Source organism: Blautia pseudococcoides (assembly GCF_001689125.2).
Lineage (GTDB): Bacteria > Bacillota > Clostridia > Lachnospirales > Lachnospiraceae > Blautia > Blautia pseudococcoides.
The window spans coordinates 4,177,085-4,201,971 of sequence record NZ_CP015405.2 but is presented as its reverse complement, the minus strand read 5'-3'; the positions used below and the strand labels follow the sequence as shown (position 1 = coordinate 4,201,971).

20 protein-coding genes are annotated in these 24,887 nt (G+C 47.8%); 8 read left to right on the top strand and 12 right to left on the bottom strand.

The window, feature by feature from the left end:
- Positions 1–109: 109 nt before the first annotated feature.
- Positions 110–751 (top strand): sugar O-acetyltransferase, encoded by a 642-nt coding sequence (locus A4V09_RS26580; protein ID WP_065543859.1) that lies wholly within the window; start codon positions 110–112, stop codon positions 749–751.
- Positions 752–768: 17 nt separating this feature from the next.
- Complete coding sequence (locus tag A4V09_RS19905) at positions 769–1,086, top strand: putative signal transducing protein (protein WP_065543858.1); 318 nt, start codon at positions 769–771, stop codon at positions 1,084–1,086.
- A 47-nt stretch (positions 1,087–1,133) separates the two neighbouring features.
- Here the strand turns inward: A4V09_RS19905 and A4V09_RS19900 are convergent, their stop codons facing one another.
- Positions 1,134–2,126 carry a uroporphyrinogen decarboxylase family protein gene (locus A4V09_RS19900; protein WP_065543857.1) on the bottom strand — a complete coding sequence of 331 codons (993 nt, stop codon included), beginning with the start codon at positions 2,124–2,126 and terminating at the stop codon, positions 1,134–1,136.
- A 172-nt stretch (positions 2,127–2,298) separates the two neighbouring features.
- Here A4V09_RS19900 and A4V09_RS19895 point away from each other — a divergent pair, with 172 nt between their 5' ends.
- Positions 2,299–3,822, top strand: coding sequence for a PucR family transcriptional regulator (locus tag A4V09_RS19895; RefSeq protein WP_065543856.1), 1,524 nt, complete (start codon positions 2,299–2,301; stop codon positions 3,820–3,822).
- On the opposite strand, the gene A4V09_RS19890 is transcribed toward A4V09_RS19895, so the two are convergent.
- The 8 genes from A4V09_RS19890 to A4V09_RS19855 form a co-directional block, all read right to left on the bottom strand.
- On the bottom strand, positions 3,819–5,351 hold the full coding sequence (locus A4V09_RS19890; RefSeq protein ID WP_242963873.1) for a PucR family transcriptional regulator: 1,533 nt from the start codon (positions 5,349–5,351) through the stop codon (positions 3,819–3,821). The genes A4V09_RS19895 and A4V09_RS19890 overlap by 4 nt on opposite strands.
- 13 nt (positions 5,352–5,364) lie before the next feature.
- Positions 5,365–6,000, bottom strand: a complete 636-nt coding sequence (locus A4V09_RS19885; protein WP_065543855.1) for a cobalamin-dependent protein — start codon at positions 5,998–6,000, stop codon at positions 5,365–5,367.
- A gap of 68 nt (positions 6,001–6,068) precedes the next feature.
- On the bottom strand, positions 6,069–6,608 hold the full coding sequence (locus A4V09_RS19880) for a DUF2284 domain-containing protein (protein WP_065543854.1): 540 nt from the start codon (positions 6,606–6,608) through the stop codon (positions 6,069–6,071).
- A 48-nt stretch (positions 6,609–6,656) separates the two neighbouring features.
- A complete protein-coding gene (locus A4V09_RS19875) occupies positions 6,657–8,393 on the bottom strand; it encodes an ASKHA domain-containing protein (RefSeq protein WP_065543853.1) in 1,737 nt (578 codons plus the stop codon).
- A 99-nt stretch (positions 8,394–8,492) separates the two neighbouring features.
- Positions 8,493–10,685, bottom strand: a complete 2,193-nt coding sequence (locus A4V09_RS19870; protein WP_065543852.1) for an alpha-galactosidase — start codon at positions 10,683–10,685, stop codon at positions 8,493–8,495.
- 338 nt (positions 10,686–11,023) lie between these two features.
- Positions 11,024–11,656 carry a cobalamin B12-binding domain-containing protein gene (locus tag A4V09_RS19865; RefSeq protein WP_065543851.1) on the bottom strand — a complete coding sequence of 211 codons (633 nt, stop codon included), beginning with the start codon at positions 11,654–11,656 and terminating at the stop codon, positions 11,024–11,026.
- Positions 11,657–11,743: 87 nt separating this feature from the next.
- On the bottom strand, positions 11,744–12,562 hold the full coding sequence (locus A4V09_RS19860; RefSeq protein WP_065543850.1) for a methyltetrahydrofolate cobalamin methyltransferase: 819 nt from the start codon (positions 12,560–12,562) through the stop codon (positions 11,744–11,746).
- 187 nt (positions 12,563–12,749) lie between these two features.
- A complete protein-coding gene (locus A4V09_RS19855; protein ID WP_065543849.1) occupies positions 12,750–13,775 on the bottom strand; it encodes a LacI family DNA-binding transcriptional regulator in 1,026 nt (341 codons plus the stop codon).
- Positions 13,776–14,310: 535 nt separating this feature from the next.
- On the opposite strand from A4V09_RS19855, the gene A4V09_RS19850 reads away from it, so the two are divergent.
- The 4 genes from A4V09_RS19850 (at position 14,311) to A4V09_RS19835 (ending at position 19,593) form a co-directional block, all read left to right on the top strand.
- Positions 14,311–15,645 (top strand): extracellular solute-binding protein, encoded by a 1,335-nt coding sequence (locus A4V09_RS19850; protein ID WP_084043691.1) that lies wholly within the window; start codon positions 14,311–14,313, stop codon positions 15,643–15,645.
- A 137-nt stretch (positions 15,646–15,782) separates the two neighbouring features.
- Positions 15,783–17,012 carry a carbohydrate ABC transporter permease gene (locus A4V09_RS19845; RefSeq protein ID WP_084043690.1) on the top strand — a complete coding sequence of 410 codons (1,230 nt, stop codon included), beginning with the start codon at positions 15,783–15,785 and terminating at the stop codon, positions 17,010–17,012.
- Positions 17,013–17,027: 15 nt separating this feature from the next.
- Positions 17,028–17,858, top strand: coding sequence for a carbohydrate ABC transporter permease (locus tag A4V09_RS19840; protein ID WP_065543848.1), 831 nt, complete (start codon positions 17,028–17,030; stop codon positions 17,856–17,858).
- 76 nt (positions 17,859–17,934) lie between these two features.
- Positions 17,935–19,593, top strand: coding sequence for a glycoside hydrolase family 13 protein (locus A4V09_RS19835; RefSeq protein WP_065543847.1), 1,659 nt, complete (start codon positions 17,935–17,937; stop codon positions 19,591–19,593).
- Positions 19,594–19,691: 98 nt separating this feature from the next.
- Here the strand turns inward: A4V09_RS19835 and A4V09_RS19830 are convergent, their stop codons facing one another.
- From A4V09_RS19830 to A4V09_RS19820, 3 genes are all read right to left on the bottom strand, one after another.
- The gene (locus tag A4V09_RS19830) at positions 19,692–20,750 is read right to left on the bottom strand and encodes a Gfo/Idh/MocA family protein (RefSeq protein ID WP_065543846.1); all 1,059 of its coding nucleotides are present in this window, start codon (positions 20,748–20,750) and stop codon (positions 19,692–19,694) included.
- Between the two features lie 52 nt (positions 20,751–20,802).
- On the bottom strand, positions 20,803–21,999 hold the full coding sequence (locus tag A4V09_RS19825; RefSeq protein ID WP_065543845.1) for an ROK family transcriptional regulator: 1,197 nt from the start codon (positions 21,997–21,999) through the stop codon (positions 20,803–20,805).
- Positions 22,000–22,176: 177 nt separating this feature from the next.
- Positions 22,177–23,343, bottom strand: a complete 1,167-nt coding sequence (locus A4V09_RS19820; protein ID WP_065544881.1) for an ROK family transcriptional regulator — start codon at positions 23,341–23,343, stop codon at positions 22,177–22,179.
- A gap of 510 nt (positions 23,344–23,853) precedes the next feature.
- On the opposite strand from A4V09_RS19820, the gene A4V09_RS19815 reads away from it, so the two are divergent.
- Complete coding sequence (locus A4V09_RS19815; protein WP_065543844.1) at positions 23,854–24,879, top strand: Gfo/Idh/MocA family protein; 1,026 nt, start codon at positions 23,854–23,856, stop codon at positions 24,877–24,879.
- Positions 24,880–24,887: the final 8 nt, after the last annotated feature.

Below are 24,887 nucleotides of genomic sequence, written 5' to 3'. Positions count from 1 at the left end.
CCTTTCTTACAGTCCGTACAGTAAATGCGCAAATCTGCCGGAACGTTAATTTTCGTGACTTTACGGGAAAAGTTTGATAAAATAGTGGACATACAGGAGGATTGAATATATGTCATTGGAACAGCAGATGAAAAGCGGTCTTTTGTACCGGGAATTCGGGCACAAGGATGAAAGAGATGTTGCCTACGAAAAACTGATCGAAAGGCAGAGAAAGCACGGCAAGGAGCTGACATTCGCCTATAATCAGACAAACCCGTCCGACTATGGACGGAAGCGTGAGCTTTTGGAACAGATACTTGGTTCTCTGGGAGATGAGGTTTGGATCGAGTCACCGGTGAATTTTTCCTACGGATGTAATACCCATGTGGGCAATTACTTTTATGCTAACTTTAACCTGGTGATCGTGGATGATGTGGATGTGTATATCGGGGATTATGTTATGTGCGGACCGAATGTATCTATCTGTGTGACCGGACATCCGGTATACGGAGAATTCAGAAGAGACGCCACGCAGTTCTCCCTTCCGGTGCATATCGGCAACGACGTATGGATAGGCGCCAACGCGGTGATCATGCCGGGTGTAACCATAGGAAATAATGTGGTTATCGGGGCCGGCAGTGTGGTTACACAGGATATCCCGGATAATGTGATAGCGTTCGGAACTCCGTGCCGCGTGGCCAGGCCTATCACAGATGAGGATAAGGAGTATTTCCGCAAAGGTGTGCCTGTAAACAAAGACTGGAGAGAATAATCTCTGACGGAGGGGATATGTTTCATAAGAAGAAACAGGAAGACGAATACGAGATGATAAAGCTCAGGACCGTCTATGGAATATACCAGAGGGAAGCCCTGACCGGGCTGCTGGATGAAAATCATATTCCGTATATTGCCCAGGGGAACAGCTTAGGGGGATATTTTACCATTATTGCCGGGACATCCGGTACGTTTGGTACTGACATCCTGGTTGGAAGAAACACCTATGAGAGGGCAAAAGAACTGATGGATTCCATCAGTTGGGATGAACTGGAGGAGGAATCTGAGATTCCGGAGGAAGAATGGAATACAGGGGATAACCCTGAGGAGTAGAAAAGTACGCCCGGGGCAGCAGGAAAGCTGTCCCGGCGTTTTTTTAATTATTTGAACATCTCTTTGCTTACTTTCTCAATTGCCTCACTGGCTGTCTCATAAACACCCGGGAAGGTACTGATTCCCAGACCCTGGGTAATACACGGAATGTAATATTTTGTGCCGTATTCCTGGCAGGCGCGGCGTACTTCTTTTTCCACCAGCTCCGGTGTCCAGTCGGGACGGTCTACGGAAGCACTGTCAATACCACCCATGAAGGTAACCTTCTCGCCGTATTTGGCGATCAGATCCGCAATGTTATTGGAGGTCATACAGCCCTGCCAGATGTCGATTCCCATTTCGATCATAAACGGAACCAGAGTTGCCGCGTAGGAATCCGCATGGTGGATCACAACTTCTACGCCGTGGTCTTTGTAGTAGCCGTAAATTTTTTTGTAGGACGGAAGGAAAAATTCTTCAAACATATCCGGGGAGATAAAGGTGGAAGTCTGGCTTCCCCAGTCATCATGATGGAAGATGGCGTCCGGTTTGATATATTTGCAGATCTTTTCTGCGTACTGCAGTTCCCAGTCTGTGAGGAATTCAATCAATTCGTGGGTACATTCCGGTTCCTCATAGAAATTGATCAGCGCGTTCTGGATCTCCTGCAGATGGTGGCACTGCTCAAAAAGTCCCGGTGCAATAAACTGGGTGACAAAATATTCATTGCGGTCTACTTTTTCCGTTTCAGCAATAAATGGCTCCCACTCTGCATCAGAATAATCCAGGCGCGGAGCTTTCACATAATCTCTCCAGTGCGTGATATCTTTGCAGACAATATGTTCTTCATCGTGGATCGGGAATCCGCCAGGTGTTCCGTCAGGCCACACCATGGTTACGCCCCATGCGTTTTTGATCGGGGGTTTGCCGTATTCCGGGCTTGGGCTGGCAGCCGTATAAGGATTGCCGAAAATCATTCCCAATGCCTCGTATTGGTTTACATAACGGTCTGGATGACCGCCGCGGATCGTCTCTAATAAATTCTGTCTTCTGGTCAACATAAAATGAATACCTCCTTTGTCTGAAACCCCAACGTGAAATCAGGGAAAACACGTTTCCCTGCTAGATTTATAATAATTATAATAACAGAATTGTCATAAGCAGTAAATACGATGAAATAATTGACTTTTCAGTATGGATACACTACACTTTGTAGTGAGGAGATGATTTTGTATGAAACTTACTTTTTACCAAATTTATTATCATCTGAAAAAAAAGTATGAAGCCAGGAGAATTTCCTGCAATCCCGGTAAGATCAAGGTGGAAAGGCCTGTTTATTACAGGGAGGGACAGTTGTGCAGGGGGCACCTGATTTTGATCGAGAGTGGTGAACTGAGAAGAATAGACCTGAAGTCATCCCTGTGGAAGGATTGTATTTTTATCTGTTTTGGGGAAGTGGATGATATATTTTGTCGGATTGATACAGACCTGCTTGTGCTGGACAAAAAAGAATCCAGAGAGCAGGTGCTCAATGACCTGCAGGAGATTTTCCAGTATTTTGAGGATGTGGAGCGCGCGGTGACGGATGTTTTTATGGAGAACCAGGATTTCGGAGAACTGATAGACTGCTTCGGCAGAATCTTTGACACCTCCCTGGCTCTGACAGATGCCAATTTTTCATATGTGGCGCTGGCTGACAGGGATGGGAAATTTAAAAAAGGATTTATCAACGAAAGCCATGCACTGCCCATGCCGCTGGTGAGCCAGCTGATCTCAGACCCGTCTTACCAGCGGAGCACAACGCTTGCCGGGGTGTATACCTATTCGCTGGAGCAGATGACCTTTCTCTGCAAGAACCTGTTTTTCGAGGGGGAGTTTACAGGCAAACTGCTGGCTGTATCCTGCACCTCACCGTTGGATAATGAATACCACAAAGACCTGCTCCATATGGCGGCAGATTATGTGGAGCGGATGTATGAGCGGTTCGGGGCCTTTCACATAGCTGACCGTGCCTTAGACAGCCTGCATGAAATGCTCAGGCTGAAACTGAGGGGGAATTCTGTTCCCGGTGAGAGGCTCAGGACCGCTCTGGTCAATGTTTCCTGGTCAGAAGATGATCTCTATTACCTGATCCAGATGCGTCCGAGCTACAGGTATGATAAGTCCCTGTATGACAAATACCTGTGTCCTCAGATGGAACTTCAGTGGAAGGATACTTGTTGTGTGGCATATAATGACAGCCTGATGGTTCTGCTGAACGGCAGCAGGCTTCATATGACAGACTTTCAGCCGGAGCTGGCTTATTTTTTAAGGGAAAACCTTCTTGCAGCAGGAGTCAGCCGGAGATTCCGGGGGTTTGAGGGGATACAGACAGCCTTTAAGCAGACCGATATCGCCCTCGAGATGGGGATAAAAGAAGACTCCACACCATGGTACTTCAGGTTTGATGACTATGCGCTGGATTATATTCTCATACATGGAAGAGGGGAATTTGAACCGGAGCAGATCTGTGCTCCCGGGCTTTTGGTACTGAAAGGGCATGATGCGAAAATGCATACAGAGTACTATAAGACCTTGTACTGCTATTTTCAGTGCAGATATAACGCGGCACTGACAGCAAAAAAACTGTTTATACATAGAAGTACATTCCTGAACCGGCTGGAGAGGATCCTTGAACTGACCCAGATGGATCTGGAGGATTTCCGTTCCAGGCTTTACCTGTCCGCCTCCTTTTATATTATGGAGGAGGAGAATTAATTTTTTTCCTCCTCCTGCTCCAGAAGACGGAAGGACAGGTTCAGATAAAAAATTTCTTCCGGGTCATCCAGACCGGAATCCAGAATATTTTTGATCTTATCCAGGCGGTAAAGAAATGTGCTTCGGTGGATGAACAGCAATGAGGCAGCCTGTGTGGCGTTGAGATTTTCTTCCAGATAAGTTCTGAGGGTGAGCATGTATTCCGTATTCTGCTCCCGGTCAATTTTCTGCAGATCAAGAAGTTTGTCATGGCACAGCATATATCCGGGCAGTCTGCGTGTGGACTGTTCCAGGATGTAGGTGAGTGCCACATTGTTGAAGTGGTGGATCCACAGGTACGGCTTTTTCCGGCTTCCCACATCCAGGGCTGTGCTGGCCTGGATATACTGGCGCCGCAGATTCATATGGCCCTGCATGGGGCGGCTGTATCCGGCTTTCAGGAAACTGTCCCTGATGAAATAAGTAAGGCTGCCCGCTACGGTATCTTCATCCATATCCAGGCGGCTCAGATTAAAATATGTGACGATCTCTTCTTTGAAAAGAAAGCTGCAGGAATAGGGAAACTGTTTTTCCAGATAGTTGCAGATAGCCCTGGTGGTGATTTTCTTCTGATCCAGATAGGTGATCTGGAAGATCAGGCACAGATAATCGTGCTGTGTGCTCCAGCCAAGGGCAGACAGTCTCTGGCTGATGTCCAGATAGTCGGCTGTGCGGTCAGAGAGCACGGTAAGAAGGATCTTGTGCAGCGCATCGGACTGCCGTGAGGCAGGGGCCTGTTCGTGGTAGAGCAGATATTCCACATAGCCTCCCAGATGGGCAAGCAGATAGCCGTTGCCGTTCTCTATGGGGTGCTCATATTCTATGAGTGCCAGACGGTGTGTGGTATGCCCGTCCTGCCGCACATTGACGTTCAGGGTGTTCAGCCCCGTAATATAACCCGGGAAGAATACAGGAACGTCGGAGTCCAGCATTTTTGTGTAGTCCTCATCCTGAGCCAGTGCATTAACATATTCAATGTTCAAGCCATCCTCTGAGTACAGATGATATTTTTCCGGTATCCCTTCTGTCCCGGCATTAGCCACGGGTGTAAAATCCAGTCCGATGACACACAGAGGGTTATGAAAGATTTCCAGGGATACACTGAGAAGGTCACGGACACTGCCGTTGCTCAGCAGAATGGTACTGAGGCGTTCATCCCAGGTGTCAAAAGTGTCGTAGAGGTCCTGGATAAAATTGAAGATGCGGCTCAGAGTATAGCCGGTATCCAGAACCAGATAGGGGTGCGAAGGCGTTGTAAAGCTTTCACCGGGTCTTAAGGAGATGATCAGAAAGACCGGTCCTGTGAGCTGTGAGGCCAGTGATTCCGTGTCTTTGGCCCTCACAAGACAGATATGCCCTGTGGAAAAGCCGGAACCGTCCTCATATAAAAATGGACGAAGAAAACTCTCAGTTGTATCCAGATTTCCCTGAGAGATAACATGAAATTCTTTATTCATCATTTCGGATAAAAGCACTGCTGATAACTTCAAAGTGATCCCCCGTTTATACGATAAATGTCTTGGCTTTTTCCGCAGCATCCACTGCGGTTTCCGTGTAGGCGTCCGCACCGATGGAGTCGGCGAATTCCTGTGTGACAGCACCGCCTCCCACCATGATCTTCAGCCGGTGCTGCTTGTCGTGGCGGCGCAGAGATTTGACAACCTGCTGCATTTCCGGTATGGAGGTGGTGAGCAGGGATGAGATACATACAATGGAAACCTGCGGATTATCACGAACCGCTTTCAGGAATTGCTTTTCCGGAATGTCAACTCCGAGGTCAATGACCTTGAAGCCGGCACTGCGGAACATGATCGCAACCAGGTTTTTTCCAACATCGTGCAGGTCTCCTTCGACAGTACCCAGAATAACAGTGCCAATGCTTTGTTCTTCCAAGGCGCCGCATCGCTCCTCCAGGATGTCAAATCCTTTTCTCACACTGCGGGCAGCCGCCAGTATTTTGGGGATATCAGCATCGTTCTGCTTGTAATATTCCCCTACAGTCTTCATGGCAGGTACCATAGCCTGTTCCACAACGACGGAAGGATGGATATGTTCATCCAAAGCTCTGGACACAAGAAACTGGGCATCACGCGGATGCCCGTCTTCAATTGCCTGACGAAGTTCTTCTAAAGTAGTCATGATGTCCTCCTGTTTCAATGAGAAAAAGGCGTAACAGTCCAGAGGGCTGAACTGTTACCGAATAGCGCTTACTCCAGCAGAAAACAACTGGTATAGGCAATGGTGCAGGGACCATAATAATAAGTCATATCGTTGGCTTTGCAGATTTGAGTGACCAGCATACCATAGGCTTCCATAGAAGAAAAGGCCTTTTTAGGGAAGCGGCAGGGCTCGTCAGGGTAGGTGCAGGTTTCACATCTGGTACAGCAGCCTGCGCCTATGGCCAGCATGTCCGGATAGGTTTCCCTCAGCAGTTTTTCCATGGCAAAGAAGTTTTTCTTATGCAAAGCCTCTGTCTCCATCATGGTTTCCCCATCCATGGCATCCTCCAGTTGGCCTACGGTCTGAACCAGGATCCCGTTTTTATACTGCTGGATTCTGGCACGGCAGTCTTCCAGGGTCCCGCATCCCGGAGGGCAGCTCCAGCGTTTGCCGTACATTCCGCATGTGTTGGCTTCGCACATTTGGCGTACCTCCGGAAGCAGCTTGATGGTGCTGCCTTTTAGTGGTGCTATATGGGAGAAGCCGGTATCTGTTCCCAGTTTCACCAGTTGTTCATAGTCGATCATGTAAAATCCCCCATTCATCATTCTTTAGCTTTTATAGTAATGGAATATTTATTGTTCCGGGAATTCCAGTTCGTCCACAAAGCAGTCCTGGAATTCCGGGGAAGCAGCCAGTTCAACAAAGGATATCTCCTTTGCCAGTGTATCCGAGTAGAATAACTCTTCCCTGTTGATGAGCGCTATCTTGGAACCCTCTCCGGCAGCATTTCCCACCGGTACGATTTTCTTTTTCAGGCAAATGGGGATGAGGCCAATGTCACAGGCGCTTTCAGGGTTCATGTAGTTGCCGAAGGCTCCGGCTATATATACATGGGCAATCTGCTCCTCGGTGATGCCAAGCTCTTTTTGAAGAAGCCGGATACCGGCAGCGATGGCGGCTTTGGCAAGCTGTACCTCCCGGACATCCTTTTGACTGAGATAAACGGGGCTGCCGTTTCCGCTCTCCTTGGCAGGGACAAGTGTAAAGGCGGCTGTGCCGTCCTCTGACAGAAGTTTTCCGGCCTCATCTATGATCCCCGCTTTTCTCAGGCAGGCGATCAGGTCGATCAGGCCGGAGCCGCAGATACCAATGGCTTTTTCTCCGCCTACAGTGGTATAGCTCCATGTGCCATCCCTGTATTCCACGTGGTCCACAGCACCGGATGCGCCTCTCATGCCGCATTCGATCTTAGCCCCCTCAAAAGCAGGGCCTGCGGCTGTGGAACAAGCTGCCAGCCGGTCTTTGTTGCCCAGTACCATCTCTCCGTTGGTTCCTATGTCGATCATCAGAGAGATATCTTCCTGCTGGTCCGGGCGGATACAGAGCAGGCATCCCATGGTATCAGCACCTACAAAGCCCGCCACATCCGGAAGCAGGATAAGCTGTCCTCTAGGATGGATGCGCAGGTCATAAGAGGCGGCATCCAAAAAGAGAAGCTGGCTGATGGCCGGATTGTAAGGGGCATGTACAAGGGCTCCCGGGGATATGCCCAGAAACAGGTGGTGCATACAGGTATTGCCCACGATACAGATCTGGTATATGCTGTCTGTGGGGATGCCTGCTTTTTCAGCCAGGGAATCCAGGATCGACTGGACAGTCCGGCGTATGCAGGCACTCAGGTTTCCGGTTCCGTTTTCAAGTGCATAGTTGGCGCGCATGATCACATCAGCGCCATACTGGGCCTGGGGATTCATACTGCTCTCCACTGCCAGGACTCTGCCTGTGCGTGCATCCATCAGATACCCTACAACCGTAGTGGTCCCGATGTCAAAGGCGGCCAGGTATCCCTTGACAGGCTCTTTCTGCAAGTCAAGAAGGGTGTCATGAGACACTGCCGCATACCAGGTGTCCGTCTCCTTGAGCATTTCATACAGCCCGGAGGCTATTTCCAGATCGGGTTTTAAATGTTCCATGCTCTCTTTAAAGGTTTCCTCCAGCGCCAGTTTCAGGCGGTCCCAGTCGGACAGATTATCCCCTGGCTTTACCTTGCGGATATGTATTTTGCCGAACCGGAGCAGAGGATGGAGCGGTACCGGGCGGGAAAAGCCTTCAGCCAGAATGGCATGTTCTTTTTCTCTCACAAGGGTGTCAACTGTCATATCCCCTGTGATCTTTGTCTGGCAGGCTTTGAGAATGCCGGTCACGGGGCCTTTTGTCACGTGTACCATGCATTTTCCGCAGGTACCCTGCCCGCCGCAGGGGGCATCCGGATCCAGGCCTGCCTGCCGCTGTGCCTGCAGGACAGTGGTGCCTTCTTCTGCCAGGATGCATTTACCTTCACGGATAAAAGTTACTTGATGTGTATTCAATTTTCATTCCCCCAATTTTGCTATAGAGTAAGTATAACAGAAAAGACCGCAACAGTAAACTGCCGCGGTCAAGTTATGAAAAGTTTTTACTTGAAATCTCTAGGATTCTTTTACCAAATGCAGGTTCCAGCTCTGATATTCTGCATCCGGCACCGGCATGGGCAGCCCTGCATCCATGAGAGCAGCGCCCAGATAGATTTTATCGCCTATACGGTACATGGCATCCGGATCCAGTCCCCGCAGACGAATGCAGGTAAAGAGATTGTTTGCTGTGAGCTTTGTGGAGACAATGCCAAGCAGGGCTTCGCTCTTGTCCCGGGCTGCGAATTCCCATACGGTGTACTCCTCATTTTCGTAAGGACTTGCCAGGCGGTAGTAGGTACCGTCCTGAATGAGGAAATAATATTTTTTAAAGGTCTCGATCTGTTCCCTGACTTCCTTTTTTTCCTGTTCAGACAGTTTTGCCGGGTCCAGCTCATAGCCGAAGGTGCCGGCCATAGCTACAGTGGCTCTTGTTGCCAGGGAGGCAGCCCTTCCGGTCTGGTGGTTGGGGGAAGCGGATACATGGGCGCCCATGGTGCTGACAGGATAGGCAAATGAGGTGCCGTACTGAATTTTCAGACGTTCAATGGAGTCTGTGTCATCGCTGGTCCAAATCTGAGGCGTGTAGTATAACATACCTGCGTCAAATCTTCCGCCGCCGCCGCTGCATCCCTCTATGAGCATGTGGGGATAGCGCCGGTTTAAATTTTCCAGGAATTCGTAAAGTCCCAGCACGTATTTGTGTGCGGCTTCGCCCTGGCGGTCTGCGGGAAGGGCCGCGGAGAAAATGTCACCGATACTGCGGTTAAAATCCCACTTCAGGTATTCCACCTGTGCGTTGTCCAGCACATCGCACATCATTTTGTAAATATGGTCACGGACTTCTTTCCGGGAGAAATCCAGGACAAGCTGGTAACGGCTTCTCACCGGGTCTTTCTCAGGAACTTTAAAGGCCCAGTCAGGATGTGCCCGGTATAGACCGCTGTCCTCGGAGATACATTCCGGCTCAAACCAGATGCCGAATTTAAGCCCAAGGTCATGGATCCTGCGGGAAAGGTCATGTAAGGAACAGCCCAGTTTCTTTTCATTTACGATCCAGTCACCCAGGCCGGAATTGTCACTGTCACGTTTGCCGAACCATCCGTCATCCATAACAAACAGTTCTGCGCCCAGGTCTTTGGCCTGCTTTGCCATTTCTACCAGTTTGTCCCCGGTGAAATTAAAATAGGTGCCCTCCCAGTTGTTGATAAGAACAGGGCGGCGGGCTTTTTTGTATTCCCCTCTGCAGAGGTTATTGCGGATGGCACAGTGGAAACGGTGGCTGATGGCTTCCATCCCATCTGCGCTGTAAACCATGGCTGCCTCCGGCGCGTGGAAGGAATCGCCTGATTCCAGCTTATAGCAGAAATTATCCGGGTGTATTCCCATGAGGAATCTGGTCTGTCCGCTCTGATCTTTTTCCGCTTCGGCAAGGAAGTCACCGCTGTAGAGAAAGGAAAATCCGTAGCATTCCCCGCGGGTCTCTGTGGTATCTTTTGCGGCCAGCATTACAAAGGGATTGTAGTGGTGGCTGGATGCGCCCCTTGTGCTGCCCACAGACTGGATGCCGTGATGGACCTGTGTGCGGGAGTACAGTCTTTCCATGGCATGACGTCCGTAGAAACTGATAAAGTCAAAATCTCCGTACTGGAAATCGGTACAGGTGCTCATGATCCGCTCCAGATAAACAGGAGAGTCTCCTTTGTTTTCCACGGTCACGCTTCTGGTGATGATATCCTTTTCTTCCAGGACACCGTAATAGAGATGGACATATACGCTGCCGGTGCTGTCCTTCAGGGTGATGACCAGGGTGTCGGCAGTGTCTTCCTCCAGGGCGTAGAACGCAGGCAGGCCCGGAAGGGAATATTTGCCCTCCAAGATCTCAGCGGACGCATAGCGGAATTCACAGGAGGAAGCACCGGACGCATAACGGAGCCGTACAGCGCTCTCACGGTAGTCACCGTTGCCGTAGGTGGGAAATTCCTGGGGAAGGGTGTCCAGGGAATAGGCCCGGTTATCGCCTGCAGCGTAAGGATTGCCGGAAAAGCCCCGGTCTCTTCCCGCATTCAGATAGGAGTAGTCAAATACCTGTGTTCTTTTTCCGAACCAGGTGTGTACCAGAAAGTCCAGGTCATCCACTTTCATCTGGTACATGCTGTTTTTGGTAAGCAGGGTGAATAATTTTCCTGTAGTATCTTTCTTTATAGCCATTGATTGTTCTCCTTTAAAATAGAAATAAAAACGGACTTCTGTGTTCATTATATTGGATAGGGAGAGAAGCGTAAATATGTCATTGTGACAATAATATAGCAAAAAGAGGTTACTGTTCACTCAGCCACTATCCCGCGAGGTGTTTTCATGCAGGATGCATGAAAAGCCCGAGGGTTGCCAGCGCGATATGGAGCATATGCACCATATCTGTGCATCGCGCAGCGTGTTGCTGAGAACGGAGTGAACAGTAACAAAAAGAGAGAGGAGGCGCCAAACAACGGCGCCTCCTCCCTCTTTTATAGGGTATGCATGACAGATATGGATTTTAGCTTATTTTATTATGCTACAAGCTCTTTTGCTTTCTGAGCTGCGGATGCAGCATCAGCAGTATAAGCGTCAGCGCCGATCTCATCAGCAAATTCCTGTGTAATAGGAGCGCCGCCAACCATAACTTTAATATTTCCACGGAAATCCTGAGTATTTAATGCCTCTACAGTGGCTTTTAATGCAGGCATAGTAGTGGTCAGAAGAGCGGAACATCCAACAATCTTAACATCCGGGTTTGCTTTGATGGTCTCTACGAATTTCTCTGTAGGTACATCAACGCCTAAGTCGATCACTTCAAATCCGGCACTTTCAATCATCATAGCTACAAGGTTTTTGCCGATATCATGCAGGTCGCCTGCAACGGTTCCGATGACCATTTTGCCGCAGACACCAGCGCTTCCGCTTGCCAGATGCGGTTTCAGGACCTCAACGCCTTTTTTCATAGCACGTGCAGCAACTAACATTTCAGGAACAAAGATCTCGTTGTTTTTGAAACGTTCACCTACAACGCCCATTGCATCGATCATAGCGTTCAATACGTCTACAGCCTGGCATCCGTCATCCAGTGCTTCCTGTACCAATCCGCCAACCAGTTTTGCTTTTCCAGCAGCAACAGCATCTGCAACAACCTGAATCTTACTCATAATAAATTCCTCCCATTTCTTAAAAGATATTTGATAGTTTCTGGTTTCTTAATCATTGCTATTCCTCAACACGAACACATAAATGTATTAATTCTTCGGAGCAGGTCCGATCAGTCCCTGGCGGTAAGCGCCGATGTATTCCATACAGAAATCATCCTCGCCCATAAGTGCCTCTGTGGCATATACAAGTCCCAGCATATCACGGTTTGTAGGATCCATGATAGCACTGTCAAGTCCTGCGTTCATAGCCAGGATCATGAAGCCGTAATTTATCAGCTTGCGGACCGGCAGGTTGAAGGAAATATTACTGATGGCTGCCGTAATGTGGATGTTCGGATATCTTTTCCGTACTGTCTCAATGACTTCAATGTTCATGGCGATGCCATCTTCAGAAGTACACAGCATCTCTACCAGCGGGTCAATGTGGATACGGCTGGGGCTGATGTGGTATTCTTCCGCTTTTGCCATAATGTTGTCAAATACACGGAGACGGTCAGCGGCAGATTTTGGAATGCCGGTATCATCACTTAACAGTGCGATTACTTCCCATCCTTTGTTTTCTTCCATTGCCATGATCGGGAAGATGGTATCAATCTTGCTGCCCTCTCCTGATACAGAATTGAAAAGACCCGGTTTATTACAGAACTTGTAGGCCTCTTTCAAAACATCGGCGCTGGGACTGTCCACAGAGATTGGAAGGTCTGTAACTTCCTGAATACATTCGATCATCCATTTTAAAGTTTCAACCTCAACTTCTTCCGCAACGGAAGCACAGCAGTCTATGTAGGTGGCGTTGGCAGCAGCTTGTTTTCTGGCGCGGTCTTTGATGAACTCCGCATCCCTCTCAGCGATGGCTTTTGCAACTGCCGGTATGGAGCCGTTGATCTTTTCCCCAATAATTATCATATTTGCAAAACCTCCTGTACAAATTTATAACTTTATTGTACCAAAATGCCCAGAAAGTACAAGCCGCAAAACGGGGGGATTTTTCTTGGGTTTTCCTACAAAGTGTAGGAAGGGCAGAAAGCCACAAAAAATGCGGTAAAACAGGAAAATATCTGTATTTACCGCAATCGTAATGGTTAAAAAATTGTCAATCCGGCGGAAGGACGCTTTTTCTGACGACCAGCTCCACGGGAAGGCGGATCGCTTTCTCCTCCACGTTCTCTCCGGACAGCAGCCGGAACAGGATCTCGGAAGCCAATTCTCCTTTCCTGGCAATATCCTGATGCATGGTAGTCAGCTTGGGAACACAGAACTCCGCATAAGGATTGTCGTCAAATCCACACACGGAAATATCCTGAGGAACATAGCAGCCATGCTCGTTCAGATAACCGATCACCTCAAAGGCAAGCTGGTCTGCGGTACAGAAAAGCACATACTTTTTGCCGGACAGTGCCAGAAGGGAATTGTACTGGCTGTCCCGCCGTCTTTTCTGTGTGTCCAGAACCATGTGCCATTGTTTTTCTGTGCTTATATTATGCTCCTTCAAGGCTATTTTTGCACCTGCCGCTCTCAGTGCGGAGGAGCCTATCTTGGCGTCTGAGATGACAATAATATTGGAGAACCCCGTGTTGACCAGATAATTGACCATCTGTTTCCCTGCGCCGATATCATCCAGGGTCACATGATAGCCTGTATCCGGCAGTGGAGCGGTATCTTCCATGAATGTGTCGATGCCAACTACAGGGCAGTCCACCAGGGAGCACAATTTTTCGTAATTGGTCTTTGACAGTGTCACGGCAATGATCCCTGCCACATTCCAGGAGAGGGCAGTCTTAAAAATATTGTCAAGATTCCGGTCTATATAGAGCATCATATAGTATCCTGCCCTGCGTATCTCCTCCTCCAGGACGCCGATGGTCTGGCTGTAGAAAGGGTCGCCAACGGTTGTCTGGGTATAGCGTTTGGTAGTATGGATCACCACGATGATCAGCCTGGTCTTGCCTTTTGTCAGGGCTTCCAGCCCCATCTTCGGCACATAGTTGTGCTCTTTTAAAGCCTGCTGAATACGTTCTACGTTTTCTTTGGACACCTTGCTGGTGCGGCCGTGGATCACGTTGGCAACCGTGGTGGGACTGACATTCATCATATTGGCTATTTCTTTTATTGTTATCATCTGGTTACCCCCAAATGCGGACGGCTTGGGCCGTCTGTTGTATGAAAGTTTCAGTCTGAGTGTGACATAAGTAATGTATCGTAATTATTCAGCAGGTCTTCGCATTCACTGCGATGACCGTAAGAAAACATTCAGCAGCCAGGCAAGGATCCCATCGCCAAAGGCGATTCTGCATGGATTTCTGCTTTAACTGTGAAGGGACTGAACAGTTACAATGTATTGTTTATTACTTCTATTATAGAATAGCAGAAATAAGGGAAATTGCAAGAGGTTGTCAGAAAGTTCATCCATTTGTCAGATAAAGAGAAACGGAAATGTATAATTTGATGATTGTACAAGGGATGTATATATGCAAAGTGTATAATTAAATAGTGTTTAAATTATATATCGTGATGGTTTTACATAAAACCTATTTACATATTATGGGTATTATGCTAATGTTTAGTATATCAATAGAGGTGTTGCACAACACCGACAGCCAAGATGTGACATTTTATGTAAGTATCGTAAAACACCAACAAAAGGAGGAAACAAAATGAAAAGAAAAATGGTAGCGGTAATGTTGAGTACAGCCATGGTGTTTGGTCTGGCAGCCTGCGGAGGCGGAAATGACAAGGAAGCATCCACAGATACGGGCACGAAGGATACTAAGGAAGTGGAAGACACAAAGGATGACGCCAATGAGGCGGACGATGCAGGGGAAGCCGCAGACAACGGGACAAAGGAATCAACAGCAGATGGTGACCGTGAAGAGATCACTTTGTTCCGTTCGGATGATGGGAACGGCGCGGTAGAGGCAGTCATTGAAGGCTTTGAAAAATCCCAGGATAAATATAAAGTGAAATGGGTAACTGCTTCCAATGATACAGACCAGACGAGAAGCCAGTTGAACACAGCATTCTCGGCAGGAAGTTCTGAATATGACCTGGTATCCATTGATACGGTTTGGGCCGGTGATATGGCGGCAGCAGGCTATATTGAAGCGCTGGACAGCTATATGATGGAAGCCAAGAGAAGCCCGGCGGATTATAATAAAGGTTCTATCCAGGCTGGTACATATAATGCCAAGACATATGCGCTGCCTCTGTATCCTGACTTTGGTGTTATCTATTTCAGAAGTGACATTGTCTCAGAGGAGGATGCAGCAAAACTCAGAAGCGGCGATTACACATGGGATGATTTCCTGGCAATGGCTGAGACCTATAAGGGACAGGGCGGGACCAAGACAGGATTTACCTTCCAGGCAAACCAGTATGAAGGACTTGTCTGCAATGCAAACGAGTACACTGCCAACTTTACAGATGTAAAGGGCGGACTGGAATCTATGAAGAAGATCGTTGATTCCGACGCCACGCCGGATGATATTCTGGTATATCAGGAATCAGAAGCAGCCAACAGCTATGTGAATGGTGAGACCGTATTCTCCCGTAACTGGCCATATGTATGGGGCCTCTTAGGTGCAGACGGCGCGGCAGTGACACAGGATCAGACAGATATCGCTCCGATTCCCGGCGGTTCCTGCATCGGCGGATGGCTGCTGGCTATGAATGCAAAGAGCGAGCACAAAGACGGAGCATGGGCATTCCTGGATTACTTCACATCTCTGGAAGGACAGAGAATCTTCTGCAGCAAGGGCGGATATGTTCCCGGATTCAACGAAGCACTGGATGATGCGGAAGTAAAAGAAGCAAACCAGCTTCTCGGCAAAGAGGGATTTATGAAAGCTCTGGAGAACACAATTGCAAGACCGTCCTCTGACAAATACGAAGAGTTATCAGATGCATTGCAGATTTCCATCCACAAATTCCTGTCAGGAGAATCTGACCTGGATGCAGCCACAACAGAGGTGGAGGGACTGCTGAATCAGTAGAAAGTGTGCAGATATCCGCACAGAAACAAATGATTTGAGTGAGAGAAGGGGTGTCGTGTCAGGCGTTACTACATATACAAATATATGTCATTGACTTAATACGGCACCTTTGTTTTGTTCGGAAGAGAGGGTAGATCATGATAAAAAGAATGACGTTCAAACAATTCCTGTTCATTCTTCCGCTGCTGATCTTTATCGGTATATTTTCCATATATCCTATTGTTACATCCCTGATGTATACGCTGTTTGATTACAGGACCAATGACCAGCAGCACAATAGCTTCTATATGTCCCAGCAGTTGAACGGAGAGTTATATGCGCAGGATTTGGGCTATGTGAGCTGGTTTATAGAAACCGATATGGCCACTGAGGGACTGAGCAGTGAAGATGTGGCTGAGTTTGAAGCGATCAAAGCGGAAGCAGATGAGCTGCAGAAGGAATATAAAGACTCCAAAGGCGTGGAAAAAGTTTCCTCGGAAACCATTGAGGAGATAAAGGCCTTTAATAAGGATACCAGAGAAAGACTTACAGCCATTTATGACAGAAATGCAGATTTGGATATGTATAACAGGGATGGTATGCCTCAGATCCTGGATGATATGGACTCCTGCGTGGTGGAGTCAAACTTTATCGGGCTGAAAGGATTTGGAAAACTGTTTACAGACACAAGATTCTTTAAGGCACTGCTTCACACACTGCTGTTTACCGTTATATCAGTAGCCATCGAGCTTGTGATCGGCATGATCCTGGCTCTTATTATGGATAAGGCTATTAAAGGTATCGGCGCTGTCCGTACGATCGCTCTGATTCCATGGGCAATCCCAACGGCTGTGTCGGCTATGATCTGGAGTTATATGTATGACGGAAGTTATGGTGTCATATCCAAGATATTCTCTGTCATCGGATTGATTCCCAAACAGTCCGCAATGCTTTTGACAGCAAACGGCGCTATGACATCTGTTGTTATCTCCGATGTATGGAAAACAGCTCCCTATATGGCGCTGCTTCTCCTTGCCGGTCTGCAGGTAATAGACAGAGGCCTGTATGAGAGCGCTTCCATTGACGGCGCCGGTCCTATCAAGACATTTTTCAGGATCACCCTTCCGCTGATCAAGCCAAGTCTTCTTGTAGCGCTTTTGTTCCGTACCATGGATGCGTTCCGTGTATACGATTTGATCGCTATTTTGACAGGAGGCGGCCCCGGAAACGGAACAGAATCCCTCTCCGTGTACTCTTACAAGCTTATGTTCGGACAGAGTAATTACGGATACGGTTCAGTAGTGGTTATGGGAATGGCGGTCTGCGTTGCAGTCATAGCAGTGCTTTACGTGAAGGTGCTGGGTGCGGAAGTGATCAATAATGATTAGAGGGGAGGAAGGAAAATGAGTAAGAATAAAACATTTAATATAGTCTGCTGGATTTTTGTGGTTATCTTTCTGCTGATCACAGTATTTCCTTTCTTCTGGATCTTGATCAGTTCTTTTAAACCGGAATCGGAAATTTTCGGAGCCAACTGTTACCGAATCATTGCAGAGAATCCTACGCTTGATAATTACAAGACCGTTATTTTCGAGAAAGGAATGCTCCGGGCGATCGTAAACAGTTTTGTGATGTCAGCAGCCACCACATTCTATGTGGTAGTTGTGGCTTCCATGTCCGCGTATATTATCTCAAGGTTTAAATTTAAGGGAAAAGCCCTTCTTATGGGGCTGATCCTGGCAGTTGCCATGTTCCCGCAGATGATCGTTGTGGGACCTATATTTAATATGTTCTATAAACTGGACATTCTGAATACATACTGGGTCTGCCTGGCGTACTCCACAATAACCCTGCCAAGTGCGGTGTGGATCATGGTTGCCCATTTTAATCAGGTTCCGCTGGCCCTGGAGGAGGCGGCAAAGATTGACGGCTGCTCCACATGGGGAATGCTTTGGAGGATTATTTTCCCCATTGCGGCTCCCGGTGTATTTACCACGGCAATCATGAGTTTTATTGCTGCATGGAATGAGTATCTGTTATCCTGTACTCTGAACATTGACGAAAAGATCCAGACGGTTCCTGTGCGTCTGAGTTATTTGAAGGACCAGTTTACAGTATTCTGGAGCCAGATCGCAGCGGCCACGGTGGTGGTGGTCATACCGACACTTTTGATCGTACTTTTGTTCCAGAAGCAGATCGTGGCAGGTATATCCAACGGTGCAGTAAAAGAATAAGAATGATCAATGCTGCCGTAAAGGACAGTTATAAAGATACAGAGCAGTTGCAAATAAAAGTTGGAAGGAGAACAGTATGGAAAACGCGTGGTGGAAAGAGGCGGTTGTATACCAGATATATCCCAGAAGCTTTATGGATTCCAATGGGGATGGGATCGGAGACCTGCAGGGCGTGATCAGCAGGCTGGATTACCTGAAAGAGCTTGGCATTGATGTGATCTGGATGTCTCCCTGTTATAAATCGCCTAATGATGATAATGGATATGATATCTCTGATTACAGGGATATTATGGATGAGTTTGGAAACATGGATGATTTCAGGGAAATGCTTGCCGGGATCCATGACAGAGGTATGAAATTGGTCATGGACCTGGTAGTCAACCATTCCTCAGATGAGCATCAGTGGTTTGCGGAATCCAGAAGATCAAAGGAGAATCCATACAGGGATTACTATATTTGGAGAGACGGCAAGGACGGGAAAGAGCCGAATAACTGGACTTCCTATTTTTACGGTCCCGCATGGGAATATGATGAGACTACAGACCAGTATTATCTGCATCTGTTTTCAAAGAAACAGCCGGATCTGAACTGGGAGAATCCTAAGCTGCGCGGTGAGATCTACGATATGATGAAATTCTGGCTGGATATGGGATGTGACGGTTTCCGTATGGATGTTGTAAGCCTGTTTTCCAAGACGCCTGGGCTGCCGGATGGAAAGCCGGCTGAGATAACCGGCACCGAGCACTTCCAGGACGGTCCAAGGATCCATGAGTTCCTGCAGGAAATGAACCGGGAAGTTCTGTCCAAATATGATATTATGACAGTTGGTGAGACCCCGGATGTACCTCTGGAACATGCCCTCCGTTATGCAAACAATGAGGGTACGGAGCTGAATATGGTATTCCAGTTTGAGCAAAATGTTCTGGACTGCGGTCCTGAGCGGTATAGTTACCGGAAGGTGCCCCTTCCGGAGCTGAAAGCCTGCTTCAGCAAATGGCAGACCGCTCTGCAGGATAAGGCGTGGAACAGCTTATACTGGACCAACCATGACCAGCCGAGAACGGTTTCCCGCAGGGGAAATGACAAAGCGTTCCGCAAAGAGAGCCAGAAAATGCTGTACACCATGCTTCTGACCATGCAGGGGACACCGTACATTTATCAGGGGGAAGAGATCGGGATGACCAATGTGCATTTTGATTCCATTGAGGATTACAATGACATTGAGGTTAAGAACCTTTGGAAGGAACGTGTTGTCAACGGGGATGCGGATCCGGAGGTTCTGCTGGATGCCATTCGTTTCCGCTCCCGGGATAACGCCAGGACGCCTATGCAGTGGGATGACAGCCAACATGCCGGATTCACCGTGGGTACACCGTGGCTGAAGGTGAACCCCAACTATAAGGAGATAAATGTAAAAGAAGCGCTGGAGGACCCGGATTCTATATTCTATTATATGAAGAGCCTGATTCAGATGCGCAAGGCAAATGAAGTGGCTGTGTACGGAGATTTCAGGGAGTATGAGCCGGAGAATGAAAGCCTTTATATATATGAAAGAAATTATGAAGACAAAAAAATGTTCGTGGTCCTGAACTTTACGGAACATAAGGTTCCTTTCCATATGCCGGAAGGGTTAAATGCCGGCGGAGCTGCGCTGTTGATCGACAATTATAAAGGAGATGCGGCTCTGGAAGACCGGATGATGCGGCCTTATGAGGCGGCTGTGTATGTGATGTAAACTATATACACAATAAAAAGAACCAGAAGACGGTGCAGCATTGCGGCTGCGCCGTTTTCTGGTTTTAAATGGTATCTTATCGCCCGGATTTTCTCTTTCTACTCAACAGGGATATCCACATCCTTATAACATACATCCTCAAATGGAAGATAAACTCGTTCTCTTTTCAGAGAGGACAAATAGATCCCTTTTACCATCTCTAGTGTTTTTCTTCCCTCCATGGCATCTATCGCCACAGGACGGTGAAGAAGTATGGACTCATAAAAGTCTCTGAGCTGCAGATGATGGCTGCTGCCCCAGTAATCCGGCCCTACATTGGTGGTCTCGTAAGTGTTGCGGATCTCAGTGTAACAGCCCTCTGCCTCATAGAATCCCATATCCTGTATCAGGCCGCAGCGCCCTTTCTCTCCCTGGAATTCAATGGTGATGGGAGCGTCTGAGGCGTAGGAATTGCAGGCATAGAGATTGTAGATACAGCCGTTTTTAAACTGGATGGCAGCCTCGGCGGCATCCTCCACCTTTACCGTATCATGGCAGTGGTTGTGTATGCTTCCGTCGATCCATTCAATATCGCTGCCCAGCATGTAGCGTACCCGGTCCATGCTGTGTATGGCCTGGTCAATGAGCACGCCGCCGCCCTCTCTGTCCCAGGTGCCTTTCCAGTCGCTTCCCTCATAGTAGGTGCGGGGACGGTTCCAGGTAAGATAAGAGCGGGCAGAGAGGATGCGTCCGAAATATCCGGCATCCATAAGTTCTTTGAGTTTTTCCACACTTTTTGTATATCTGGTCTGGAATATGACGCCCAGTTTTTTTCCTGTGCGCTGCTGTGCCTCCATCATCTTATCCGCATCCTGCAGGGAAATGGCTATGGGTTTTTCTGTCAGAACATGGAGTCCTGCCTCCATAGCCTTTACAGCCATGACCGGATGCAGGTAGTGGGGAAGGCATAGGTGTATCACATCAAGATCATACGGCAGCGCGGTTTCCAGGTCTGTGCAGTAGTGGCAATTGAATTTTTCCGCGAAGGCCTTTGCCTTCTCCTGGTCAATATCTATGGCGCATACAAGCTCCACATGATCCGTAAGACGCCTAAACGCGTCCTCGTAGCAGACGGAAATCCTTCCGCAGCCCATAATTGCAGCTCTGAGTTTTTTCATTTCATACCTCCGTTATCATATAAGGAAATGGGCGCGTTCGGGCGTAACCCTTTTATCCGATGAAAAAGCTTCCGTCCATCTCCTGTGTAAAATTATAATGAATATCAAAAAAATACTTCATGGCACCATTGTACAGGGCGCCGGAATCCAGAAGGCTGTACCGCACGCTGACAGAATCTACCATGCGGCGGAAACCGGTCGTGTGCAGACATTCCTGTATCTCCTGTAAAAATACTGGTCCCAGGTCTTTTCCCTTGCCCCCTATAATGATCAGCTTCGGGTGCACCATACAGATCAGATTGCACAGTGCCTGGGAAAATTCATCGGCGATATCGCGTATCAACTTACGGGAGACCACATCCCCGTATACGCTGGCCTGTCCTAAATCCGCGTATGTGACAGGGGATGATTTTTTAAATGCCGGACTGCTGCCGGTCTGGGCGATCCTGTCCTTTAAGGAACCCTCCCCTATCATCAGTTCCAGGCATCCCCTGTTTCCGCAGGAACATAATTTTCCCTTGGGATTGATGGAATAGTGTCCAAACTGCGTGTAAGAGGCACAGGCGTGCCCCAGCATTTCATTCCGGATGAAGAGTGTGGCTCCGATACCTTTTCCGAAGTTTATAAAGGCGAAATCCTGTTCTGTAATCTGTGTGTAGACTTTTTCCGCGTAAGCAAAGCAGGCAGTATCATTTAGTATGTTGACGGAAAAATCAGAGAAGGCACGCTGTATATCCCCCACAAAATCCATTTGCGGAAGATTTAAGGTTGTGGCGAATATCTCTCTTTTGTCAGGGTCTATCATGGCAGGCACCACAATGCAGATTCCCAGCAGCTGTTCCTTTTGGATCTGTCCAAGCACTGTCTGCTGTATGTAATCCCGGCACAGGGGGATATAAACCTCCGGTGAGGAAACATCCATCTGCGCAGGCAGTAAGGAGGCCCCGGTAATGTCTACCAGGGCTGCGTTTAGCTTATCTTCCTCCAGACAGACCACGGCTACATAATACTGCTCCGCACGGAGGAGCAGGCTGTTGGGCTTTCGTCCCACAGTGGTGCTTCCCCCTGTCCCTGAATCATATACAAACTTTCGGGCGATCAATTCATCCACCAGTGAGGAGACAGCAGTTTTGCTCAAATGAGAGTCTTTGGACAACTGTGCTCTTGACGTTCCGGGGTTTTGGTAGATGGAATTGTAAAGCTGTTTTAAATTGGTATTTTTGATTAATTGTTGATTGACTAGTTTCATAGTATCCTGCTTTCCCTTTGCTTCATTAATAATATCCTGTTACGTGACAGGCCTGCAGCGCGCAGCCCATGGGACGGTAACAATTGACTTACTCTAAACATATCACAAAAAAGCATTAGGAACAAATAAAATCCTGTGTTCTGCATGAAAACACTTTGTGGAATTCCGGCTGTGCCGTCATCCGATATAGAAGGCGCCTGGCTTTGGTTCCAGGAAGGAATAATAGGTGTCAAAGAAATATTTCATGGCACCGTTTAGATAGGCATCGCTTTGAAGCTGGGAATACCTTAATCCGGAAAAGTCTACCATTCGCCGGAACCCTACATCTCTCAGTGAACTCTGTACCTCCTCCAAAAATAATGTACCTAGATGCTGCCCTTTTCCTCCCAGGATAATAAGTTCCGGGTTTACAATACAGATCAAGTTGCTCAGCGCCAGCGCCAGGTCCCTGGCCATTATCTCCAGTGTGTGGATGGCGGCGGGATCTTTGTAGAGCGCGGCTTTGCCCAAATCCTCAAATGTAATGGCCGCGCGTCCCAGGAGGCAGCTTTTTTTGCCTGACTCTTCCAGACGGGCCTTTATCTGCGATTCCGAGAACATGGCCTCCAGGCAGCCGTGGTTGCCGCATATACATAAGGGGCCTTTGGGAGTGACCGAATAATGCCCGAACTGGGTGACAGAGCCGCTGGCCTTGCCCAGCATGTTCCCTTCTATAAATATGGTTGCGCCGATGCCCCGTCCGAAATTAATGAAAGCAAAGTTTTTTTCTTTGACCTGCGTATATATTTTTTCCGCGTAGGCATAGCAGGCAGTGTCCTCCAGCAGGGCTACGGGATAATCCGGAAAGGCAAAGCTCAGTTCATGTATGAGATTACCGCCTCCTCCCGGGCCAAGGCTCAGGGTTGTGGAATATATCTCGTTTCGCACCGCATCTATCATGGCAGACACTACAACACAGATGCCCAGAATCCGTTTTGGATCAAACTTGGACAGGATATCCCTGCAAACGCAGATCTTTGACAGGGAGATATAGGTCTGTCCTTTTTCTAGTTTTAAACGTGTACTGTAGACAGAGGTGCCGGCTACATCCACCACATGGGCCTCTGCAATATTGTCCACCCAGCTTATGACGATCACATAGTGTTGGTTTGTCTGTGCCTTCAGGCAGTTGGGCTTTCTGCCGACGCAATCGGAGTGGGAGGTACCTTCATCGGCAATAAACTCCCCCTCGATCAGTTCGTCCACCAGTGTGGATACAGTGGTTTTGCTGAGATGGGTCCGTCTGGCCAGTTCTGTGCGTGATATTCCGTTTTCGATGTATATGGAGGAATACAGGTGTTTCATATTGGTGTTCTTGATCACCTGCTGTGTCAGAAGTTTCGTATGCTCACCTCCTCTGTGAGTTCAATTGTAAAGTGGTATTATTAATTGAATGCTACCATAAAACTAGAAGATATGCAATATTATTTGTGAAAAGTCACATAAAAGATGGGAGATATGAAGATTTTTACATGAAATGATGAATGTGAGCCATGATATACTATGAATATGATTGATGGAAGAAGGAAAATAGTGGAAATAAATTGTAATGTCATAGGAATAAGGCAGAACAATATAAAATATGCACAAAAAGTATAGCTATAAAATGTTGAAAATGTCGTAAATTACATTAAGTGCCAACAAAGACGTAAAAATATATTGACATATATGATATCAGATGCTATTGTATAGCTATCAAATGAATAAATTTTACATCAGCAAAAGCCAAAAACAGCTAAAACGGCGGCGAGGCTTTTAATTTTAAAATTTATTAGTAAGGTCACTGGACAAACAAAAAGAAAAGAGGATGATGAGATGAAAGTGGGATTAATCGGATGCGGAGGTATGGGAACTACTCACAACCTGTCGCTGAAAGCACTGTCATCCAAGATGGATGTTGAAGTAACAGCCCTGGCAGACTGCAGGCCGGAATTTCTTGAGAAGGCAGCAGAACAATGGCCGAACGCCAGACTCTACAAGAGGGGCATGGAACTTCTGGAAGCGGAGACGCTGGACAGCGTACATATCTGTCTTCCCAGTTATCTTCACACAGAACATGCTGTGGCAGCCATGGACAGAGGGATCAATGTGTTTGTGGAGAAGCCGGTATGTCTGAAAGAGGAGGAAGCACAAAAGCTTCTGGATGCTAAGACGAGAAACAAGGTGCAGGTTATGGTGGGCCAGGTGGTTCGTTCCTTTGATGAATACCGGTATCTGAAAGATTGTTATGACACAGGCAGATATGGTGAGCTGAAATCCATTACCATGCAGAGGGTAAGCGGTGACGCGGCCTGGGGATTTGAGGACTGGTTCCATAAAGAGGACAAGAGCGGTTCTGTTGTTCTGGACCTCCATGTACATGACCTGGATTTTCTCAGATATATGCTGGGAGAACCGGATTCCTTTGATGTAAGGGCAACTGCATTTGAAACCGGAATGATCAACCAGATTTTTACTACATATGAATTCGGAAAAGTGTTTGCAGTGACAGAGGGAATCTGGGATATCAGCTCCGCGCTTCCTTTTGAGGCCAGTTTCCATGCATGCTTTGAGGAGGCAAGTATTGTATTCCGCGGGCGGGAGGAAAAACCGCTGGCAGTTTATAAAAATGACGGAACCATTGAGTATCCCCAGCTTGAGCGGGAATATAACGTGAAGGATGATTCGGCGGGGATCAATGTTTCCAACCTGGGACCGTACTACACGGAGATCAAATATTTTATTGAATGTCTCCGGGACGGCAGAGAAGTGGAGGTTGCGCCTCTGGAAGAAGGAATTAAATCGGTCCGTCAGGGAATTGAAGAGTGGAGACGGGCAAAGGAATATGTGAAAAGGAAATAAAAATAATG

Excerpts from the sequence above, each read along its gene's own strand:
- A4V09_RS26580 (WP_065543859.1), top strand. The coding sequence starts at position 110 with ATGTCATTGGAACAGCAGATGAAAAGCGGTCTTTTGTACCGGGAATTC.
- A4V09_RS19905 (WP_065543858.1), top strand. The coding sequence starts at position 769 with ATGTTTCATAAGAAGAAACAGGAAGACGAATACGAGATGATAAAGCTC.
- A4V09_RS19900 (WP_065543857.1), bottom strand. The coding sequence starts at position 2,126 with ATGTTGACCAGAAGACAGAATTTATTAGAGACGATCCGCGGCGGTCAT.
- A4V09_RS19895 (WP_065543856.1), top strand. The coding sequence starts at position 2,299 with ATGAAACTTACTTTTTACCAAATTTATTATCATCTGAAAAAAAAGTAT.
- A4V09_RS19885 (WP_065543855.1), bottom strand. The coding sequence starts at position 6,000 with ATGACTACTTTAGAAGAACTTCGTCAGGCAATTGAAGACGGGCATCCG.
- A4V09_RS19880 (WP_065543854.1), bottom strand. The coding sequence starts at position 6,608 with ATGATCGACTATGAACAACTGGTGAAACTGGGAACAGATACCGGCTTC.
- A4V09_RS19870 (WP_065543852.1), bottom strand. The coding sequence starts at position 10,685 with ATGGCTATAAAGAAAGATACTACAGGAAAATTATTCACCCTGCTTACC.
- A4V09_RS19865 (WP_065543851.1), bottom strand. The coding sequence starts at position 11,656 with ATGAGTAAGATTCAGGTTGTTGCAGATGCTGTTGCTGCTGGAAAAGCA.
- A4V09_RS19860 (WP_065543850.1), bottom strand. The coding sequence starts at position 12,562 with ATGATAATTATTGGGGAAAAGATCAACGGCTCCATACCGGCAGTTGCA.
- A4V09_RS19855 (WP_065543849.1), bottom strand. The coding sequence starts at position 13,775 with ATGATAACAATAAAAGAAATAGCCAATATGATGAATGTCAGTCCCACC.
- A4V09_RS19850 (WP_084043691.1), top strand. The coding sequence starts at position 14,311 with ATGAAAAGAAAAATGGTAGCGGTAATGTTGAGTACAGCCATGGTGTTT.
- A4V09_RS19845 (WP_084043690.1), top strand. The coding sequence starts at position 15,783 with ATGATAAAAAGAATGACGTTCAAACAATTCCTGTTCATTCTTCCGCTG.
- A4V09_RS19840 (WP_065543848.1), top strand. The coding sequence starts at position 17,028 with ATGAGTAAGAATAAAACATTTAATATAGTCTGCTGGATTTTTGTGGTT.
- A4V09_RS19835 (WP_065543847.1), top strand. The coding sequence starts at position 17,935 with ATGGAAAACGCGTGGTGGAAAGAGGCGGTTGTATACCAGATATATCCC.
- A4V09_RS19830 (WP_065543846.1), bottom strand. The coding sequence starts at position 20,750 with ATGAAAAAACTCAGAGCTGCAATTATGGGCTGCGGAAGGATTTCCGTC.
- A4V09_RS19825 (WP_065543845.1), bottom strand. The coding sequence starts at position 21,999 with ATGAAACTAGTCAATCAACAATTAATCAAAAATACCAATTTAAAACAG.
- A4V09_RS19820 (WP_065544881.1), bottom strand. The coding sequence starts at position 23,343 with ATGAAACACCTGTATTCCTCCATATACATCGAAAACGGAATATCACGC.
- A4V09_RS19815 (WP_065543844.1), top strand. The coding sequence starts at position 23,854 with ATGAAAGTGGGATTAATCGGATGCGGAGGTATGGGAACTACTCACAAC.